The 20,483-nt window shown below is 44.5% G+C and carries 18 protein-coding genes and 1 tRNA gene; 9 read left to right on the top strand and 10 right to left on the bottom strand.

Annotated features, from left to right (window positions below; all coding sequences use genetic code 11):
• Positions 1-41 precede the first annotated feature (41 nt).
• Positions 42-3,287, bottom strand: coding sequence for a carbamoyl-phosphate synthase large subunit (gene carB / locus RAM70_RS01890; protein ID WP_190380917.1), 3,246 nt, complete (start codon positions 3,285-3,287; stop codon positions 42-44).
• Between the two features lie 279 nt (positions 3,288-3,566).
• Between carB and RAM70_RS01885 the strand changes: the two genes are divergently transcribed.
• Entirely contained in the window at positions 3,567-3,803 is a 237-nt protein-coding gene (locus RAM70_RS01885; RefSeq protein WP_045359930.1) for a ferredoxin-thioredoxin reductase variable chain, read from the top strand.
• 16 nt (positions 3,804-3,819) lie between these two features.
• Here RAM70_RS01885 and tyrS read toward each other — a convergent pair whose 3' ends face one another.
• Positions 3,820-5,037 (bottom strand): tyrosine--tRNA ligase, encoded by a 1,218-nt coding sequence (tyrS, locus tag RAM70_RS01880; protein WP_045359931.1) that lies wholly within the window; start codon positions 5,035-5,037, stop codon positions 3,820-3,822.
• Between the two features lie 196 nt (positions 5,038-5,233).
• Here tyrS and RAM70_RS01875 point away from each other — a divergent pair, with 196 nt between their 5' ends.
• From RAM70_RS01875 to RAM70_RS01865, 3 genes are all read left to right on the top strand, one after another.
• Complete coding sequence (locus RAM70_RS01875; protein ID WP_045359932.1) at positions 5,234-6,916, top strand: glycosyltransferase; 1,683 nt, start codon at positions 5,234-5,236, stop codon at positions 6,914-6,916.
• A 96-nt stretch (positions 6,917-7,012) separates the two neighbouring features.
• Positions 7,013-7,237 carry a ferredoxin family protein gene (locus RAM70_RS01870; protein ID WP_045359981.1) on the top strand — a complete coding sequence of 75 codons (225 nt, stop codon included), beginning with the start codon at positions 7,013-7,015 and terminating at the stop codon, positions 7,235-7,237.
• Between the two features lie 195 nt (positions 7,238-7,432).
• Positions 7,433-8,170 (top strand): ABC transporter ATP-binding protein, encoded by a 738-nt coding sequence (locus RAM70_RS01865; RefSeq protein WP_045359933.1) that lies wholly within the window; start codon positions 7,433-7,435, stop codon positions 8,168-8,170.
• Positions 8,171-8,476: 306 nt separating this feature from the next.
• On the opposite strand, the gene RAM70_RS01860 is transcribed toward RAM70_RS01865, so the two are convergent.
• The 6 genes from RAM70_RS01860 to lpdA all read right to left on the bottom strand — a co-directional run bounded on the left by RAM70_RS01860 (position 8,477) and on the right by lpdA (position 15,151).
• A complete protein-coding gene (locus RAM70_RS01860) occupies positions 8,477-9,850 on the bottom strand; it encodes a gluconeogenesis factor YvcK family protein (RefSeq protein ID WP_045359934.1) in 1,374 nt (457 codons plus the stop codon).
• A 292-nt stretch (positions 9,851-10,142) separates the two neighbouring features.
• Positions 10,143-10,628: a Tic20 family protein gene (locus RAM70_RS01855; protein ID WP_288000921.1), complete on the bottom strand. Its 486-nt coding sequence runs from the start codon at positions 10,626-10,628 to the stop codon at positions 10,143-10,145.
• A gap of 122 nt (positions 10,629-10,750) precedes the next feature.
• Positions 10,751-12,358: an NADH-quinone oxidoreductase subunit NuoF gene (gene nuoF, locus RAM70_RS01850; RefSeq protein ID WP_045359936.1), complete on the bottom strand. Its 1,608-nt coding sequence runs from the start codon at positions 12,356-12,358 to the stop codon at positions 10,751-10,753.
• A 28-nt stretch (positions 12,359-12,386) separates the two neighbouring features.
• A complete protein-coding gene (gene hoxE, locus RAM70_RS01845; RefSeq protein ID WP_312672053.1) occupies positions 12,387-12,896 on the bottom strand; it encodes a bidirectional hydrogenase complex protein HoxE in 510 nt (169 codons plus the stop codon).
• A 549-nt stretch (positions 12,897-13,445) separates the two neighbouring features.
• The gene (gene tatA / locus RAM70_RS01840) at positions 13,446-13,622 is read right to left on the bottom strand and encodes a twin-arginine translocase TatA/TatE family subunit (RefSeq protein WP_312672051.1); all 177 of its coding nucleotides are present in this window, start codon (positions 13,620-13,622) and stop codon (positions 13,446-13,448) included.
• Between the two features lie 98 nt (positions 13,623-13,720).
• A complete protein-coding gene (lpdA, locus tag RAM70_RS01835) occupies positions 13,721-15,151 on the bottom strand; it encodes a dihydrolipoyl dehydrogenase (RefSeq protein WP_312672050.1) in 1,431 nt (476 codons plus the stop codon).
• Between the two features lie 606 nt (positions 15,152-15,757).
• Here lpdA and RAM70_RS01830 point away from each other — a divergent pair.
• Positions 15,758-16,825: an IS4 family transposase gene (locus RAM70_RS01830; protein WP_312672049.1), complete on the top strand. Its 1,068-nt coding sequence runs from the start codon at positions 15,758-15,760 to the stop codon at positions 16,823-16,825.
• Between the two features lie 84 nt (positions 16,826-16,909).
• Here the strand turns inward: RAM70_RS01830 and RAM70_RS01825 are convergent, their stop codons facing one another.
• Positions 16,910-17,608, bottom strand: coding sequence for a DUF3782 domain-containing protein (locus tag RAM70_RS01825; RefSeq protein WP_312672048.1), 699 nt, complete (start codon positions 17,606-17,608; stop codon positions 16,910-16,912).
• A gap of 387 nt (positions 17,609-17,995) precedes the next feature.
• Between RAM70_RS01825 and queG the strand changes: the two genes are divergently transcribed.
• Entirely contained in the window at positions 17,996-18,943 is a 948-nt protein-coding gene (queG, locus tag RAM70_RS01820) for a tRNA epoxyqueuosine(34) reductase QueG (protein WP_312672047.1), read from the top strand.
• Positions 18,933-19,571 (top strand): HAD-IA family hydrolase, encoded by a 639-nt coding sequence (locus RAM70_RS01815; RefSeq protein WP_312672046.1) that lies wholly within the window; start codon positions 18,933-18,935, stop codon positions 19,569-19,571. Before queG ends, RAM70_RS01815 begins: the two co-directional genes overlap by 11 nt.
• Before the next feature lie 88 nt (positions 19,572-19,659).
• On the opposite strand, the gene RAM70_RS01810 is transcribed toward RAM70_RS01815, so the two are convergent.
• A tRNA-Leu gene (locus RAM70_RS01810) sits at positions 19,660-19,745 on the bottom strand.
• A 172-nt stretch (positions 19,746-19,917) separates the two neighbouring features.
• On the opposite strand from RAM70_RS01810, the gene ndhL reads away from it, so the two are divergent.
• Positions 19,918-20,157 (top strand): NAD(P)H-quinone oxidoreductase subunit L, encoded by a 240-nt coding sequence (ndhL, locus tag RAM70_RS01805; protein WP_287730444.1) that lies wholly within the window; start codon positions 19,918-19,920, stop codon positions 20,155-20,157.
• A gap of 20 nt (positions 20,158-20,177) precedes the next feature.
• A complete protein-coding gene (locus RAM70_RS01800) occupies positions 20,178-20,483 on the top strand; it encodes a DUF3007 family protein (RefSeq protein WP_002763321.1) in 306 nt (101 codons plus the stop codon).

Genomic DNA, 20,483 nt, shown 5'->3' with positions numbered 1-20,483 from the left:
CTGCTCACTGATAACTGATAACTGATAACTGATAACTGAAATTAGGCGAGATAATCCTGTAAAGCTTTCACCTCTAAAGGTTGGGATTGCAGGGATTTTAAGGCCGCTACTGTCGCTTTTGCCCCAGCGATAGTGGTGATAATTGGTAACTTATAATCGAGGGCAGTACGGCGAATTTGTCGGCCATCGTTTTGGGATTCTTCACCACTGGGAGTATTGACAATAAACTGAATCCAGTCATTTTTGATCCAATCGATAACGTGGGGACGGCCTTCGTGAATTTTTAGCACTAAATCGATATTTTCGCAACCGTTTTCTAACAAAACTTCACGAGTTCCCGAAGTGGCGACGACGCGAAAACCGAGGGATTGCAGATCCTTAACCACGGGAACCATGGGGGTTTTATCGCGATCATTCATCGAGACAAAAACCGTCCCACTGGTGGCTAAAATCACGCCGGCGGCCATTTCCGCTTTAGCGAAAGCTTTGCCAAAATCGCTGTCAATCCCCATTACTTCCCCTGTAGAACGCATTTCTGGCCCCAGGAGAGTATCAGCGCCGGGGAACTTCTGGAAGGGTAAAACCGCTTCTTTGACGGCAATATGACGGGGAATTGCTTCGCTGATGATACCCAATTCCGTCAGGGTTCGGCCCGACATGACGAGGGAGGCAACTTTTGCCAGAGGAACTCCCGTCGCTTTGGAAACGTAGGGAACGGTACGACTAGCCCGGGGATTCGCTTCTAAGATATAAACTGTCTCCCCCTGTACCGCATACTGGATATTCATCAAACCGATTACTTTTAAAGCTTTCGCTAGTTCCACCGTCCATTGTCGAATTGTGGTTAAAACCGGGGCGCTCAGGGACGTATGGGGGATAGAACAGGCAGAATCGCCCGAATGTACGCCCGCTTGTTCGATATGTTCCATTAATCCCCCGATAACTACCGTTCCCGTTGTATCTGACAGGGCATCCACATCCACTTCGATGGCATTTTCGAGGAATTTATCGATTAAAATCGGGTGATCCGGTTCTATCTGTACCGCGTACTTCATATAGCGTTCCAATTCGCTATCGGAATAGACTATTTCCATCGCCCGACCGCCCAAAACGTAGGACGGACGTACTACTACAGGATAACCGATGCGTTGAGCCACCGCTTGGGATTCTTGGAAATTGCGGGCAATACCGTTGGGGGGTTGTCGGATATCTAATTCTCGGAGGATTTTTTCAAACCGTTCTCGATCTTCGGCGGCATCGATCGAATCGGGTGAAGTTCCCCAAATTTTGGTATTTACGGGACAATTAGGCGATTCTAAATATTTTTGCAGGGGAACCGCCAGTTTTAAGGGAGTTTGCCCACCGAATTGAATAATTAAACCCTCTGGTTGTTCCGCTTCGATGATATTTAAGACATCTTCTTTAGTCAGGGGTTCAAAGTAAAGGCGATCGCTGGTATCGTAATCGGTGGAGACAGTTTCCGGGTTAGAGTTAACCATAATCGTCTCAAAACCGGCTTGACTGAGGGAAAAAGCGGCATGACAACAACAGTAGTCAAATTCTATCCCCTGGCCGATGCGATTGGGACCACCACCGAGGATCATCACTTTGCGTTTATCGGAGGGTAAAACTTCCGATTCTACCTGTTCGTAGGTGGAATAATAGTAGGGTGTCAGAGCCTCAAATTCCGCCGCGCAGGTATCCACCATTTTATAAACGGGAACAATACCTAAACCCTTGCGATAACTTCTCACTTCGTCCTCGCTGCTGTTGGTGGCGAAGGCGATTTGGCGATCGCTAAACCCCTGTTGTTTAATGGCGAATAGGTCCTCTTTGCTGAGACTTTTCAGGGGAGTTCGTTTGAGAAACTTCTCGGTTTCCATCAAATCGGCCAATTTATCGAGGAACCAGGGATCAATTCCGGTTAGTTCGTGGATTTCCTCCCCATTCATGCCCAATTTAAAAGCATGATAGATACTATAAACCCGTTCGGGGTTAGGTGTTCGCAAACTAGCCCGGACTTCCGAGAGAGGGGGGAGAGTTTCGACTTTATCGCAACCAAAGCCAAAACGCCCCGTTTCTAGGGATCGCAGGGCTTTTTGAAAGGATTCTTGGAAAGTTCGACCGATAGCCATGGCTTCCCCGACGGATTTCATCTGGGTGGTTAGAATCGGTTGGGAGCCGGGGAATTTCTCGAAGGCAAAGCGAGGAATTTTGGTGACGACGTAATCGATAGTCGGTTCAAAGGAAGCCGGGGTTTTTTTGGTGATATCGTTGGGAATTTCGTCTAAAGTGTAGCCTACGGCTAGTTTAGCGGCAAATTTAGCGATCGGGAATCCCGTGGCTTTTGATGCCAGGGCCGAAGAACGGGAAACCCGGGGATTCATCTCAATCACGATTACGTCGCCGTTAGTGGGATTAACGGAGAATTGGATGTTTGATCCGCCGGTTTCTACGCCAATTTCCCGAATAATTGCCTTAGAATAGTCCCGGAGGCGTTGGTATTCTTTATCGGTTAGGGTTTGGGCGGGCGCAACCGTAATCGAGTCGCCGGTATGGACTCCCATCGGGTCAAAGTTTTCGATCGAACAGATGATCACCACGTTATCGGCTAGATCGCGCATTACCTCTAATTCGTATTCTTTCCAGCCAATTAGGGATTTTTCGACGAGAATTTGCGATGTAGGCGAACAATCTAGCCCATACTGGGCCATCGGTTCAAATTCTTCTTGGTTATAGGCAATACCGCCCCCCGTTCCTCCTAAAGTGAAGGCTGGCCTGATAATGAGAGGATAGGAACCGATCTGATGGGCGATCGCTTTTGCTTCTTCTAAATTGTTGGCAATCCCCGAAGGACAGACGGGAACACCGATTTTCTCCATTGCTTTTTTGAATAGTTCCCTATCTTCGGCTTTTTCAATAGCGGGAAGTTTTGCCCCGATCAGTTCCACGTTATATTTTTCTAAAACGCCGCTTTTGGCCAAAGCTACGGCGGTATTGAGGGCAGTTTGACCACCCATGGTCGGGAGAATGGCATCAGGGCGTTCTTTAGCGATAATTTTTTCGACAATTTCCGGCAGAATTGGTTCAATGTAGGTGCGATCGGCCATTTCTGGATCGGTCATGATCGAGGCGGGGTTAGAATTGACTAAAATTACCTCATAACCTTCTTCTCGTAGGGCTTTACAGGCTTGAGTTCCCGAATAGTCGAATTCACAGGCTTGTCCGATGACAATCGGGCCAGCGCCCAAGATTAGGATTTTCTTTAAGTCATCACGGCGTGGCATAGGCTTAGGTTTGCTTGAGGATAAACCCCAATCATTGTATATGTTGTCACCCTCGATCCCGCAAAGCTTTATTTAGGTTTAATGACCTTGTTTGCTTGTGTCTTTTGCCTCTTGCCGTTCGGACCTCGGCGTGAGCTCGGTCGAACGCTGAGCTCACGGCCGAAGCCTGTTGCCTCTTGCCTTCAGAAGCTGATCACTGTTTACTGATCACTGATATCGCGTACAATGATAAGATTGTTTTCAAAGATACAATAGGCGTTTGTCTTCGCTAGAGAGTTTATGAAAGTTGGCGATCAAGTTCGTGTAATTGAGTCCGTGGTGGTTTATCATCATCCTGAACACAAATCAGAGCCTTTTGACGTGAAAGGACTAGAGGGAGAGGTGAAAGCGTTTGTCACCGAATGGCGTGGCAGACCGGTTAGCGCCAATCTACCTGTCCTCGTCGAGTTCAGTAAAAAGTTTAAAGCCCATTTTCGAGATTTTGAATTAGAAATCCTGGAAAAAGCCGCCGAATAGGGACTTTTTCGCTTATTTAAGCTACAAAGCGAATAAATTTATTTTTGCCCACCTGTAGGACTTTTCCCGTTAAAGCTTCGGCTGTCTCAAAACTTTTGTCCACATCGGTGATTTTCTCGCTATCGATCCTCACCGCGCCCCCCTGAATTTGTCTTCTCCCTTCGCCGCTACTTTTACACAAGCCGGTGGCCGAGAGAAGATAGAATAATTTCAGGGGAAAAGTGACCGCCGCGAGGGAAAATTCGGGTACAGAAGCCGCAGCCTCTGTATTTCCCTGTAGAACTATCTCCTGCGCCGTTTTTTGTGCTTTTAATGCCTCCTCTTCCCCGTGAAACTGGGCAACTACCTCGATCGCCAGTTGTTTTTGTGCCTCTCGCGGATTGCTCGGCATAGCATCTAATGGCAAATTTGTCAATAGTTCGTAATAATCTTTTAACAAAGCGTCGGGGGTTTTTTCCAGTTTCGAGTACATGGACAGGGCCGATTCCCGCAATCCCACATAATTATTCAGGGATTTGGACATTTTTTGACTGCCATCGGTTCCGATTAAAATCGGTAAAAGTAGCCCGAATTGCGGTTTTTTGCCGAAATATTTCTGCAAATCACGACCGACGGCAATATTAAATTTTTGATCGGTTCCTCCCAATTCGACATCGGCCTCGACAGCTACGGAATCATAACCCTGCATTAAGGGATAGAGAAATTCATGGAGAAAAATCGGGGTTTCCCGGTCGTAGCGTTCGGAAAAGCCTTCTTTTGCCAACATTTGCCCGACGGTCATGGTGGAGAGGAGTTCGAGAATTTGCGAGAGGTCTAATTTCCCCAACCATTCCGAGTTATAGCGAATTTCTAGGCGATTAGGGGTGTTAAAATCTAAAATTGGGCGTAATTGTGCCAGATAATTCTCGGCATTGGCTCTCACTTCTTCGATGGTTAATTGTTTTCTAACTTCCGATTTTCCCGTCGGATCGCCGATTCTAGCGGTAAAATCGCCAATAATCACCACTGCTACATGACCGGCATCCTGGAAAGCACGCAGTTTCCGAAAAGGGATACTATGACCTAGGTGAATATCGCTGCCGGTGGGGTCAATACCTAGTTTAATTCTTAAAGGGCGATCGGTAGTTTGCAGTAGTTGGGTTAAATTTTCCCTAGGCTCTTGGGAGTCGGGTTGATGGGGGAATAAATCACTGGTTCCACGGGTTAGCCAGTCTAGGGAGGAAGATACGGTCATCGTTGCTCATTTTCCACAGCCTTTCCATTATAGTTTTTTATTATGTCAAGTCACAAGCAAAAGGTAAATAAACTGGTATCTCCAATAAGAGTCGATAGTATCTTGACAATTCTCCCGATCAAATATAGATTCTTAAAATCTTACTCTCCCGAATTTCAAAAAATTTCCCTGTTCTGAATTGCGATAAGATAAGCTGATGAATCCTAGTTTTAATAACTCTATACCAGTGCAGAGGATCAAAGTTTCTGTCATTGTTTCTACCTATAAATCAGCGGAGTTTATCCAGGGTTGTCTAGAGGATTTGGTGGCTCAAACTCTTTATGAAAAGGGAGAAGTAGAAATTATTATTATCGATAGTGCTTCTCCGGAGAATGAAGGGGAGATTATCCAAGAGTTTCAAGAAAACTATCCTAATATTATTTACCAAAGAACTAAAGAACGAGAAACCCTCTACCGCGCTTGGAATCGCGCTATTAAACTAGCTAGGGGTTCCTATATCACCAATGGGAACACTGATGATCGTCACTGTTTCAATGCTCTGGAAATTATGGCTAATTATCTAGATAATAATAGAGAGATTAGTTTAGTTTATGCCGATCAATTAATTACCACCATTAAAAATGATACTTTTGCCACCACCCCAGCTTTAAAACATTGGAATTGGCCAAATTACTCCTATCAACAGATGCGTCAAGGTTGTTGTGTGGGTTCTCAACCAATGTGGCGAAAAACGCTGCACGATAAATATGGTTATTTTCAGGAAAAATTTTGCTGTGCTGGTGATTACGAATTTTGGTTAAGAATCGGCAGTCAAGGGGAAAAAATGGCTTTGATTCCTGAGATTTTAGGGTTATATTATTTAAATCTCCAAGGCTTAGAACATGGCAGTAATGGTCAAGCATTACAAGAACATTATCAAGTGTGTAAAATCTATGAAATTCCTCACCCTGACATTAAGGATCTAGAAGTTAAACCCAATCCAGTTAAGATGGAAGATTTAGGGACAATTTTAACTAAGGATGAGCGAGAAAAATTACAAACAATGCAAGCTATCTCCCAGAAGAAATGCCCAATTATTGTTATTGATGGCGTGATTTTTCAACTTGAGCAACGAAAATTAGCCAGGGTTTGGTCTTCAATTCTAGAGCATTGGAGTCAATTAGAATTTAGTCAACACATTGTTATTTTAGATAGAAATAACAGCGCACCAAGATGGGAAGAATTTAAATATTGGCCTGCAGAATCCTACGATTATAATTGTACGGGAAAGGATGCCAGAAAAATTCAAGCTATTTGCGATCGCCTACAGGCTAATTTATTTATTTCCACTTTTTATACCAGTCCCTTAACCACTCCTTCTCTACTTTTTCTTGCTTATGAATCCCCAGAAGAAAACGGCAAGTTACCGGTAGATTTAGAAAAACACTATGCAATTTTGTCCGCTTCTAGAATCATCGCTTTTTCCTCTGATATCGCCCAAGCTTTAAGAAAGTTATACCCCCAAATTTCCCCCGAACAAATTGATATTATCGAGCTTTTTGAAGTTAATCAAAAAATAGCTGAAGAAATCACTAATTTTCTCTGGTATGCGCTCAGTGAAACTAAGGAATTAAGCCAAAATCAAGTCTGGTTAGAGTTAAGAAAATTACAGGAATCACAACAGATGATGTATCTCAAACAACAGCAAGATTATCGTACTATGCAAGGTATGGAAATATACCTAAAAGAATTAGAAAATAATAAGAATCTCCAGACAAATAATCAGAAATTACAGGAAGAAATCAACTATTTGTCTTCCCGTAAGGGAATAGTAAAAACCCTGTGGAAGACTCCTATTTTACTTCTTGCTAAGATCAAGAAAAAACTCCCAATATTTTAGGGAATTAAGGGAAAGTTTTCTAACAATGATTCCAATCCTGGCAGGACAGCGCCTAAAAGTGGTAAACTAATGTTAAGAATTAGAGGAGAAAACACTGTGCCACATTCGATCGTCACTGGAATTTGTGAAGGGGTTGCCGATTGCGTTTCCGCTTGTCCCGTTGCTTGCATCCATCCCGGACCGGGTAAAAATGTTAAAGGAACCGATTGGTATTGGATTGATTTTGCCACTTGTATCGACTGTGGTATCTGTCTACAAGTATGTCCCGTCGAAGGTGCAATTCTGCCACAAGAACGTCCCGATTTACAAAAAACTCCCTAATTTATCAGTTATCAGTTATCAGTTATCAGATGTAAGTTTTAAGTGAGCAGTATGTATTAAGTGAGCAGTATTAAATAGCAGTTTCCTACTGTCTTTTCACTGTTTACTGATCAGTGATTACTGTTCACTGAAAATGCTCCCCAATTCATAGTTCATAATTCATATTACTCTCTCCTATCTCCTTTTTACCTTATTATGGATTATCTTTTAGAAGTTGAACAAGTTTATGCTGGTTATGTGCAGGATTTATACATATTGCAAGGGGTTAACTTTCGCATTGCACCGGGGGAATTAGTCACGGTTATCGGTCCCAATGGTGCGGGAAAATCTACCCTCGCTAAGACGATTTTTGGTTTATTAAAACCCAGTGCTGGAACTATCACTTTTAAGGGAAAAAATATCACTGGTTGGAAATCTAATCAAATCGTTCCCCTCGGTATGGGTTATGTTCCCCAAATTGCTAATGTTTTTCCATCCCTGAGCATCGAGGAAAATCTGGAAATGGGGGCTTTTACCAGTAAAGAAGCGATTAAACCGCTAAAAAAGCGTATTTATGCCATGTTTCCCCGTTTGCTTGAGCGCCGTCGTCAGAAAGCTGGCACTTTATCCGGAGGAGAAAGACAGATGTTAGCCATGGGAAGAGCGCTGATGTTGGAGCCGGAATTATTAATTCTCGATGAACCTTCGGCAGCTTTATCTCCTATCTTAGTAACCAGCGTTTTTGAACAGATAAAAGCGATTAATCAGAGGGGAACTGCCATTATTTTAGTGGAACAGAATGCCAAAAAAGCCCTAATGATGTCCGATCGAGGTTATGTTTTAGAAAGTGGTCAAGATCGTTTTCAGGGATCGGGTCAAGATTTACTCAATAACCCGAAAGTAGGGGAATTATACCTCGGTGCAGCCCACCATGGCGCACCAGGAAAGAATTAATTTTAAAAGGTATAGGAGAGGGGTGTGGGGTGTGGGGTGTGGGGTGTGGGGAGCATTTTCATTGAACAGTAAACAGTAAACAGTGAACTGAAAACTCACAACTAAAAACTCAAATCTGATAACTGATAAGTACCTAAGCAAAATTAATTACACATATCTAACCACCTCTTGCCTCTTGCAAGAGTGCCTCTTGCCTATCTTCACTAGGAAATTAATTTTGCACGACTACTTAACTGATAACTGATAACTGACGACTCTCACCATTAAGATAACTGCCGTAAGGGGAATAAAAAAGTGGGCATTGTTTCACTTTTTAGCATACCAGCGCCATAAAACTCGGGCTAAACGTTGGGGATCATGACTAACTTTGGCAGTAACTTCATCTTCTGCCATTACATTCGCTAAAACAATGCGATAACCCATTTTTCCCACTTCCTCGCGATCTAAAAACACAGGATGACTATGCTCTTGGGCGTATAATTGTAGGGATTGGGGTGATGGTGCAGTTCTTTGGGCTAAAACCGCATCAAAGATGCGTTCCTCGCAGACTTTTTCGATCGCCCGAATATGATCAGCCACCGAATAATTATCCGTTTCCCCCGGCTGGGTCATAATATTACAAACATAGACGCGGGGGACTGTCACCTGTGCTAGGGCCTGACGAATGGCGGGAACCAACAAATTAGGGATAATACTGGTATAAAGACTACCCGGCCCGATAATAATATAATCTGCCTCCTTGATCGCCGCTAAAGCAGCCGGTAAAGCTACCGGATCGGCAGGATGACAGCCAATCTGACGAATTTGCCCCATAGCTTCGGTTATCTTCGATTCTCCCTCAATAATGCGCCCATCGGCTAACTTAGCCCAGAGACTAACATCGGTAAGGGTAGCAGGTAGAACTTTCCCACGAATCGCCAAAACTTTGGCACTAGCATCGATCGCCTGTTCCAGATCGCCGGTAATCTCGGTCATAGCGCTGATAAATAAATTACCAAAACTGTGGCCCGATAAACCATCCCCGGCATGAAAGCGATATTGAAACAATTCCGTTAATAACTTTTCCTCATCGGCTAAAGCGGCGATACAATTGCGAATATCCCCCGGGGGTAAAATGCCCATTTCCCGGCGTAATCGGCCCGAAGAACCGCCATCATCAGCTACGGTGACAATAGCGGTGATATTGGAACTATACTGTTTTAAACCGCGTAAAAGCGTCGATAAACCCGTACCGCCACCGATCGCCACAATTTTCGGGCCGCGATGGAGACGACGATGGGCCCGTAGGCGATCGACTAATTCCTCCGATGCGTCCGGTTGTAGTGCTTCTGTAATCGTTTCGACGGTGCGACTCTGACCCCAGAATAACAAAAAGACACCCAACAAAACCGCCAGCGGCCCGGAAACAGAATTGGGGACCAAACGGGCGATCGTTTCTAATGCTTGGGAAACAAACTCTAAAAAGCGATTAACCGGGGTTAATTTTACCCAAATAGCCAAACCGAAGGAGGTGAGAAAAACGCCGCTTAAACTGATTAAAAGCCAGCGTTTGACAAAAAGACCGGGAGAAAGCCATTTAAACCAACGATTAACCCGTTTAGGCGTTTTTCTGCCCACAGAAGCGGCTATTTTCCCCTTCTGAGCGTTGAGTTCCCGTAGGGTCTGTTTAAATGGACTCATAGATGTGGCCTGGCAGCGAACGCATTGATTCTGGAGAGACTGTAGCCGAAAAAGGGAACAAACTCAAGCTTAATTAGGGTCTGCTGAAAAAGTTTTTTGTGGGGAGAGGGTGTGGGGTGTGGGGTGTGGGGTGTAGGGTTTTCCCGATTTTGAGGAGGTCAATTACCTAATTTTCAAGGAAAAAGTCCAGGGATTTTCCCCCCGATCACTCCCATATCTGGTACTTTTTGATTGCCAAAAAGTCTAAAAGTCTTACCCAACATGGTTTTTAGATTTATTCAGCCAGCCTGACCTAACCTCCCACCTGGGAATAGGCCGCATCGGAAATTGTGGGAATATCGGCGTATTTGCCGATAACCGACTGTATAATGCTGTAAACACAGGCGGCAAATGCTCCCAAAAAGACGACGTTAAAAAGAGTTTCTACCACTAAATTCGCCCCTAAACCCCTAGCGACGAAACCTAAGACCAATCCCAATAAATACACCAAAATATCGATTAAAATCGCCTGCATGGTGTTAAACCGGATAAAATGACTGATGCGGGGATTGCGTACCACGGCGAAAAAGAGGACGAAAAAGATAATTAAACTGCCAAAGCTTCCCAGAGAACTATAGAGAAAAGCTAAGGGAGCTAAAACTATTACTAAGGCCGCTCCTAAGAAAGGGATTTGCTGAAAGATAAAGATACCGAAGGCAAAAGCCGAATATAAGGGTAAAAGATATACTAAAGCTGCAAAAATGCGATCTTTTGTATCGGTTGAGCCGCGCCAAGTCATAATCTATTGTCTCCTGAGACTACTGCTAACTCCCTCCAAGATAACCCGGCAGCCCACCAGACTTCGCGTAACTGAAGAAATTGATCGAGGCCGAACATTCTTGAACCTCGATCGAGTTATTCTCAAACAGAGACGGGGTGCTTGATTTCCTCTAACAGAGCCAGATATTCCTCCTTAAAATACTTTAGGGTACTTAAAATCGGATTGGGAGCGCTTTGACCAAGACCGCAAAGACTGGTTTCCTTGACCATTTGACAGAGATGTTCTAGGTTTTCGAGGTCGTGAATATCGGCCTTTCGAGCGATAATTTTGGCCAATAATTCAAACATTTGTACTGTTCCCGTGCGACAGGGGATACATTTACCACAGGACTCCTCGCGACAGAATTCCATATAGAATTTCGCCACTTCCACCATACTGGTGGTATCATCCATGACCACCATCCCCCCAGATCCCATCATCGAACCGAGTTTGGCTAAGGATTCGTAATCTACGGGAGTATCGAGTAAATTAGCGGGAATACAACCCCCAGAGGGGCCGCCGGTTTGTACCGCTTTCACCTGACCATCGGGAATACCACCCCCCATCTCCTCGACAATTTCCCGGAGAGTAATACCCATCGGCACTTCAATCAGCCCATTATTGCGGATTTTTCCCGTTAAAGCGAAGATTTTTGTGCCTTTACTGCTGGCAGTACCGATATTGGCGTACCAAGCGGCCCCCTCGCGGATAATAGCGGCGATATTAGCGTAGGACTCGACGTTATTAATCAGGGTGGGACAACCATCGAGGCCCGATTGGGCCGGATAGGGGGGACGGGTGCGGGGAGTGCCGCGGCCGCCTTCGATGGAATGGATGAGAGCGGTTTCCTCTCCACAGACAAAAGCTCCCGCCCCGATGCGGATATCCAGCTTAAAATCGAAAGTGGACTCGAATACTTGGGAACCCATTAAACCGAATTTTTTGGCCTGATTAATCGCTTTTTGCAGACGATCGATCGCTAGGGGATATTCAGCCCTAACATAGATATAACCATGATCGGCCCCCACGGCATAGGCAGCGATCGCCATTCCTTCCAGGACTAAATGGGGGTCACTTTCCAAGACGCTGCGGTCCATAAACGCCCCGGGATCCCCTTCATCGGCATTACAGATAACGTATTTTTGTTTACCCGGTTGTTTAGCCACCGTCGCCCATTTTAAACCGGTGGGATAACCGGCACCGCCCCGGCCACGCAAACCGCTTTGGGTGATTTCCTCCACCACCTGGGCCGGAGTCATCTCGTAGAGGGCCTTGTAGAGAGATTGATAACCCCCGACGGCGATATATTCCTCAATGCGATCGGGATCGATTTTACCGCTATTTTCCCGGACAATTTTGACTTGATGGGAGAAAAAGGGATGTTTTGAGTCCCCTAATTGCACCTCGGTTTTGCCGCCGTTTAAGGCTGCAATAATGCTGGCCGCACTTTCCGGGGTGACTTCTTCGTATAAGAGGTCCTGGGGATCCACTTCCACCAACGGACCGCGACCACAAAAACCCATACAACCGACCCCCACCACTTCGACTTTATCCCCTAGGTCTGCTTCTTTGACGGCAGTGGCGAGGTTTTTTTCGATTTGGAGGGAGTTAGCAGCTTGGCAACCGGTGGAAGTGCAACAATGCACCCGGATGCTTTTTTGTCTAGCTTTTTCCTTCTCGGCCACTGCCAATAATTCTTGTAAGTCCATATTCTTCTCAATCCACTAGAGTGAAAAATTACTGGGAGAAACTCTGTAGTTTTGCTAAGACAGTTTCCGAATCTTGTTTAGGGGCCACGACTCCATCGAAGACCACGGCCGGCGCAATCCCACAGGCCCCGATACAACGGGCCGACACTAGGGAAATTTCTCCATCGGCGGTGGTTTCTCCCACTTTGACATCAAAGGCGTTTTCGATGTCTTCGAGGATTTTGCCGCTGCCTTTGACATAACAAGCAGTCCCCATACAGATGATACAGGTGTGTTTTCCCGCCGGTTTCAGGGAAAAGAGATGGTAGAAGGTTGCTACCCCATAGACGCGACTGAGGGGCAGTTTTAGCGCCCGGGCAACGTAGAGGAGAACATCTTCTTCTAGGAATCCAAAAGCTTCTTGCGCTTTGTGCAGGACTTCAATCAGGGCTGATTGATTATATCCTGCTCGCTTCATGGTAATTTCGACGACTTTGAAGCGTTTATCGCCACTGGGATGCTCTTTTTTCTCCGTTTGAGGAGGATTGGCAGTTTGCATAAATCTGAACCAAATAAATTTTAGGGGCGATGACGGGAAAAATATGGAGAGTTGTCGGTTTTCCTTAGTCATCTCCCTGCTTTTATTCTGACACTGGCTCCAGAGGGCGATCGATAACTTTATCTTTCCTTTAGTTATTGGGGGATATTCAGTTATCAGTGACCAGTAATCAGTCATCAGTCAGGGATTAGGAGATGGGGAATGGCGTAAAAAGCTGCCCCGTGCCAGAGTGCCTCTCTCAAAAATAGCAAAATTCTGCACGACTACTTAATTGATGAAGTGGTTCAAGGAAAGTTTGTCAACCCTGATCAAGTTAATTTTTGTTAAGCCCATTCCCTAACCTCTTGAAGATAAATTTAACCTCATTTGTCAAGAATTATCCATCGCCAATTCAAGAATGAAACGCATCAACCTCAAGGGTTGACAGAGAAAGACTCATCAGGTACTGTCTGATCATTAACAACAACAAATCAGACCCAAAAACGAAGCCCTCAACATCTTAACATAGAACAAAGAAACTTGCTCTACCAACTTAGTCAAGAGGGAAATTTATCTCATCTTCTCGTCACTGTCTTCACTTTCTTGATCATCTTTATTGATTTCTTCTTTAAATCCCCGTAAAGTTTTCCCCAAAGCTGCCCCAAATTCGGGTATTTTTTTCGGTCCAAATATCAGGAGAACAACCACAGCAATAATTACTATTTCTGGCCAACCTAATCCAAACATAATCTTGAAAGTAAAAAGTAAAAAAAGAGAAAGGAGTCAGAATTCAGGAGTCGGAAACTTAACGGTGATCACTGATAACTGATGACTGATAACTGACTCTATGCTGCCACTTCAGCGCGTTTATAAGCTTCGTCGAGGACTTCTGAGAGAGTTGGATGGGTGTGGATGCGGAAAGCGAGTTCATGGACAGATTTACGTTCAGCGATCGCATTGGCCGCTTCTTGAATTAAATCCGATGCGTGGATACCGATAATATGAACACCGAGTAATTCCCCCGTATCCTGACGATAAACGACTTTAGCGATGCCTTCCGTTTCTCCTTCCGCTAAAGCTTTAGAATTTCCCTTAAAATAGGTCTTGACAGCAGCGACCTTATACCCTTCTTGCTGTGCCAAAACTTCTGCTTGCGGTTCCGTTAAACCCACATAACTAATTTCGGGGTGGGTAAAAGCGGCGGCGGGAATACTGCGATAATCGATGGTTTTTGGGCGATTACAGATATTTTCAATGGCTATTACCCCTTGACCCGAAGCAGCGTGAGCTAACATCATTTTACCCGTAGCATCGCCCACGGCCCAGAGATGGGGAATCGGTTCACCGTCCTGAATTACCTGCATTTTGTCATTAACGGCAATAAAACCGCGTTTATCCAGTTCTACCCCCACAAATTCCAATCCGAGATTCTTGGTCGCCGGAATTCTTCCTGTAGCGACTAAACAAGCATCTACTTCTAAAATTTCGATCGCTTCTTTACTTTTTGCGTCCACCAGTTCAATGGCCACAGGAGTCCCCGGTTTAATACTTTTTGCCAAAACTCCCACATAAGTCTCGATGTCTCTAGGTTTAATCAGAACTCTTTCAGCGATTTTCGAGATTTCTGGGTCAAATCCAGGCATGAGACTATCTAAAGCTTCGATCATCGTCACTTCACAACCCAAAGCGGTGTATATATCCGAAAATTCCAGACCGATATAACCACTACCGATAATTGCGATCCACTTGGGTAAAGTTTCTAATCTAACGGCCTCATCGCTGGTAAAAACCGTTTTATGATCGATCTCGATCCCCGGTGGGACAAAGGGAACCGACCCCGGACAGAGCATAATATCCTTAGCGGTGTAGATTTTTTCGCCACTATCCCCGATGACGCTAACTTTTTGCGGGCCAGCGATTTTTCCCCAACCGTGGATAGTATCAACCTTGAGACGTTTAAGACTATTAGTGAGATCGCCTCTAATTTTACTGACAAGGTTGTTAGCATGATCGGCAATTGTTGGACGGTCAAAATTAACGCCACCGATGGCAATACCTAGACTTTTCAGATGGTCACTATCGGCTAATTCCCGCACTCGTCCCGAGGCTGCCAGTAAAGCTTTAGAGGGAATACAACCGCGATTGACACAGGTTCCTCCCATATCTTTGGCTTCGATAATAGCCGTTTTTAGCCCACATTTGACTGCGTGTAGGGCTGCCCCGTGGCCACCAACTCCAGCACCGATAATAATTAAATCGTAATCGAATTCACTCATAGTCTCTCTGACTCTCAAAGTTAGCATTATCCCATTTTACGATCCACTGTGATCAAGCGGTGCTATCCCGGTCAAAAACTGGAGCCAGTTTTTAGCCATCAGGCTATTTGTGCATTGAAACTGGCTATTGACAATTTTAGGACAAGACCTTACTTGACCTCTTGTCAAAATCAAAAATTGTTGTTGGGGTTAGGAACCGGTCGTCAGTAGTCAGGAGAATTAAGCATGAATAATAATCAATTAAATGGTCTAAGCTGTTCGTAATTTAAATTGCTTGTTGAGACGAGGCCCTCTTGCACTCTTGCAAAAGGCAACCCCCCCTTGCCCCCACCCCCCCCTGCCCCCCCCGACATCGGGGGGGGCGGGGGAGGTTCGCTAATCTAAGAATAAGCGGTTTAAATGCGTCTTAGCTTATTCACAGATTTTAGTCCATTTAATCCTTATTTTTGCGGTTTTTGAATCCTCAAAAATTAATTATGTAAGATGTTACTGAAGCAAGATATGAATACTAATCCTGCATCCTATCCATCTAAGTACAGGACAAAAAGCTTGAAAAGTAGGCGGGAGTGGGGTTTTATGAGAAATAGCACTAATCTCGAAACCCCTATGAACCAGTATAATGCGTTGAAACAAGCTCTCAAACCTCATTTGCGATGGCACGGAGCAAGACTCTCTTTCCTCGCTCTATTCTTACTGGCTCTGTTGAAAGTAAAAACCGTCAACCTCAAGGAATTAGCCCTAGGTTTTGAAGGTCGGGTATTGGTAGAGTCCCATTACAAACGATTACAACGCTTTTTTGGGGACTTCGAGATAGATTACCCTGAAATAGCTCGCATTGTAGTCCAGTGGCTCAATATCCCTCAACCCTGGGTATTGAGTATTGACCGCACCAATTGGTCATTTGGTAGTCATCACTACAACATCCTCACAGTCGGCATTGTCCATGAAGGGGTAGCTATTCCCATTCTCTGGTGGATGCTCAAGAAGAAAAAAGGCAACTCAAACAGCGATGAACGGATGCGTTTTATTGAGGAGATGCTGAAGATTTTTCCTTCTGCGGAGATTCGTTGCTTGTGTGGAGACCGTGAGTTTATTGGGCTGGCGTGGCTGAGGTATCTTTTGCTTGAACCGATGCTGGCTTTCTGTTTAAGAATTCGGGCGACAGACAAGATTGAGTACAATGGCAAGCGGTTGGCCGCCAAGGTTATTTTTGCCCATCTTGCCATTGGTGAATCTCAACGTCTGCAGGGGAGTTGTCTAATTTGGGGTTATCCCGTTTCTGTAGAGGCTCTTCGCTTACCCGATAATTCTTTGCTCATCGTCATTGGACAGCCCGATTGTCTGGGTCTGATTCAGGATTATGCCCAACGTTGGGGTATTGAAACTCTTTTTGGCATCTTTAAGACCCGTGGGTTTTGTCTAGAATCTACTCACTTTACTGACCCAAAACGTCTGCGTAAGCTTTTAGCCTTACTGACTTTAGCTTTGGTCTGCTCTCTCAAGACAGGATTGGAGATACATCATCTTAATCCAATTCCTATCAAGAAACATGGTCGCCGAGCAAAAAGCCTCTTTCGGCTAGGTTTAGACCACCTTCGTCATCTTATTCTCAATCCTTCATTACCTAACTTTTCTCTTTTTCTCCAGTCCTTACATTTTTTGTCCTGTACTTAGCCTATCCATAGGCTAGTCTAGTCCTAGGTTGGAAAAATTAGACCGGCTGCCAATACTTTGCCAGATGAAGGAACCATCTTTCTCTTACCATAATTTAGGCTTGAAACCAGAATCATTAATGATTTCTACCGTTTCTCCCGATGGTTTAATCACAAATAAACCTTGTTTATAGGCATAACGATCTACTCCTTCGTCTATTTCTATTCCCGCCACTGCACCATAAGCCTGATAGTTTTTATAATGGGGAAATGCTTGTTTAAATCGACTTAATTTTTCTAAAAACTCATTGACATCATCTTTCGATAAACGAGACTTACATTCTACTAAAACTACCTCGGTTTCATCGACGGCTAAAATGTCAATCTCCATGGCTATTCCTTGCCGTTTTACCCTGGCACGACTGTAGGTTTCTTTAACATCGATACCTTTGGCACGAAATAGGCTAATAACAGCAGGTTCGACTAATTCCTCGACAAATCTTCCCCAGCGAGTGGTTAAACTATCCACGGCACGACTGGTATTAGCCACTGTTTTCTCTAGCTCGGCTAAACGGCGATCGGCTTCGGCCTTGGCTTCAGCAGCCCGGCGATCGTATTCAGCGGCCCGGCGATCAGCTTCGGCCTTGGCTTCAGCAGCCCGGCGATCGTATTCAGCGGCCCGGCGATCGGCTTCGGCCTTAGCTTCAGCGGCCCGGCGATCGTATTCTTGGCGTGATTGTTCAAACTTTTCGTTAGTTTTCTCAAAAAGTTTATAGATATCTTCGATGGTAATCGGTTGAGACATGGTTATTTGTTTTAATCTTTCTTATTTTACTATAATTGTACTGGCAAAGTACAAGTCATTGTAGGGACGGGTGTTAATTGAGCAAGTCAATAGTTATACTAAATCCGTTGAGTAAAGCACAGAAAACGGGTTTCTCGGAGAAACCCGTTTTCTCTCGGAGAAACCCGTTTTCTCTCGGAGAAACCCGTTTTCTACTCATGCACTCATGCAAAACGGAGAATAAATAATCAGTTTTTAATAACTGGATTTAGTATGAGGACGATATAGCGGGGACGGGAACCACAGTTTCTTCGTTGATCATGGTTTCTAACTGTTCAGCCTGGGATTTGGCTCAATAAATTGATCATTGTAAATAATTGTTACAAATACTTGACTTAAGATATTTCTATGGTGACAGAAACACAAATCAAAGAAAAAGCTCTAGAGTTGGGCTTCCATGGGGTCGGTATTGCCTCTGTGGACAGCCAAGACTCGGCGGCATCCCATCTAAAAAGCTGGTTAGAGCGGGGTTATCACGCTGATATGGATTGGATGACTAACCCGAAACGACAGGATATCAAAACTCTTTGGCCAGAAGTGCGATCGCTAATTGGTCTCGCCCTTAACTACTACACCCCCCAGCAACACAGTCAAGAACAAAACCATGGCAAAATCTCCCGTTATGCTTGGGGAAGGGATTATCACAAAGTATTAAGTAAAAAATTAAAAGCCCTCAGTCAATGGTTAGAAAGTCAGGGGGAGCAAATTCAAACCCGTTACTATGTGGATACTGGACCTGTACAGGATAAAGTTTGGGCCCAAAGAGCAGGGATCGGCTGGATTGCCAAGAATGGTAACTTAATTACCCGTAATTACGGCAGTTGGGTCTTTTTAGGGGAAATATTAACTAATTTACCTTTAGAATCCGATCGACCCCATAGCGCCCATTGTGGCACCTGTAGCCGTTGTTTAAGCGCTTGTCCCACCCAAGCAATAGTTAGTCCCTCTGTGGTGGATGCTAATCGCTGTATTGCTTACCATACTATCGAAAATCGTGCTGTAACTTTGCCTACAGAAATTGCCAAGAATTTACAAGGTTGGGTAGCTGGCTGCGATATCTGTCAAGATGTCTGTCCTTGGAATCAACGTTTTGCCCAAGTTACCGACGTGGAGGATTTTCAACCTCGCCCAGAAAACCTCTCGCCAAGGTTGGAGGAATTAGCTAATCTAACTATAGAGGAGTGGGATCGTCGTTTCATCTCGTCAGCCCTACGTCGGATTAAACCCCAGCAGTGGCGACGTAATGCCCAAGCTAATTTAGCTCATTCCCCTAACCCCCCACAAGATGACAATTAAAGTAGTCCTGTTCGATTTTGATGGTACTATCGCCGATACCCACGATACTTTCGTGGAGATTGTCAATCGTTTGGCTAAAAATTTTGGTTATCAACCCGTCAACGAGGAAGATTTGGCCAGACTAAAAAACCTTAGTTCCCAAGAAATTATTAAACAATCCCAAGTTTCCCCCGTTAAAATCCCTTTTTTACTCTATCGAGTTAAACGGGAATTAAATAAACAAATTGAATGTCTGAAACCTTTCCATGGCTGGCATCACTGCCTCGCCACTCTTAAAGAAAGAGGCTATAGATTGGGAATAATAACTTCTAATACCAAAGAAAATGTCACCCTATTTTTAGGTAATAATCAACTATTAAATTTATTTGATTTTATCTATTCGGGAACGCCTTTATTCAGCAAACACAAAATTATCGATCGCCTGATCCGACAAAATAAATTCTGTCCCGATGAAATGATTTATGTCGGCGATGAAACTAGAGATATTACTGCTGCCCAAAAAAGTCAAGTGCAGGTGGTGGCAGTCGCTTGGGGCTTTAATTCCCCTCAAATTCTCACTCAATTTAACCCCGATCATCTCATTCATCATCCCCTAGAATTATTGGATATTTTAGATAGGGCCGGCTGAAAAAGTTTTTTCTGGGGACAGGGAGAGGGAGTATTGGGCATTTGTACTAAAATACCCAATACTCAGTTTGAATATAGACTTCGATCGATGGGGGCAGAGAGACTCGAACTCTCACGAGCTTATAAGGCTCAACGGATTTTAAGTCCGTAGCGTCTACCATTCCGCCACGCCCCCGTTATTTAACCGACAATTTCCTATCATATCACAAATAATTTAATTAGCAAGAGTATTTTCAGTAAATTATTTTAGCCCGCCAATTCGATCGCCACAAAGGGGGAAAGACAGGGTAAAATAATCAGCAGGTGAATTGCCGTTCACCGACAGCCATTGAGAAAAATCAATCCTTATGCAATCAATTCTGACGCAAGAAACCATTATCATCGCCCTGATCTACCTATCTCTCAGTGTCTTGTATTTGCTCGTCATTCCCGCCGTTGTCTACTACTACCTCAATACGCGCTGGTATGTGGCATCTTCTTGGGAAAGAGGGTTTATGTACTTTCTGATGAGCTTTTTCTTCCCCGGGATGCTGTTGTTAAGTCCTTTCCTTAACTTCCGTCCCCAACGTCGTACCCTAAAAGCCTAAGTTATCACCAAAAAAAACCCATGAGACGCATTGATGTCATCGGGATTGGTATAGGGATGTTTGCTATGGGCGGCATCCTCTACATTATCCTGCAAAAAACCGGTTTAGATAGTGCTTCGGCGGGAATTTGGAGTCAAGCGGTGTTGGTAGGTGGTGTCATCGGTTGGATTTTTACCTATCTGTTTCGAGTCGCCACCGATAATATGACCTACGGCAAACAGCGCAAGGATTACGAAGATGCCGTCTTTAAAAAACGTCTGGAAGCGATGACTCCCGAAGAAATCGCCCAAATGCAGCGGGAGATTGAAGAAGAAAAAACTAAATAG

Source organism: Microcystis wesenbergii NRERC-220, from assembly GCF_032027425.1.
Classification (GTDB): domain Bacteria; phylum Cyanobacteriota; class Cyanobacteriia; order Cyanobacteriales; family Microcystaceae; genus Microcystis; species Microcystis wesenbergii_A.
This window is presented reverse-complemented; position numbering and strand designations above follow the sequence as displayed.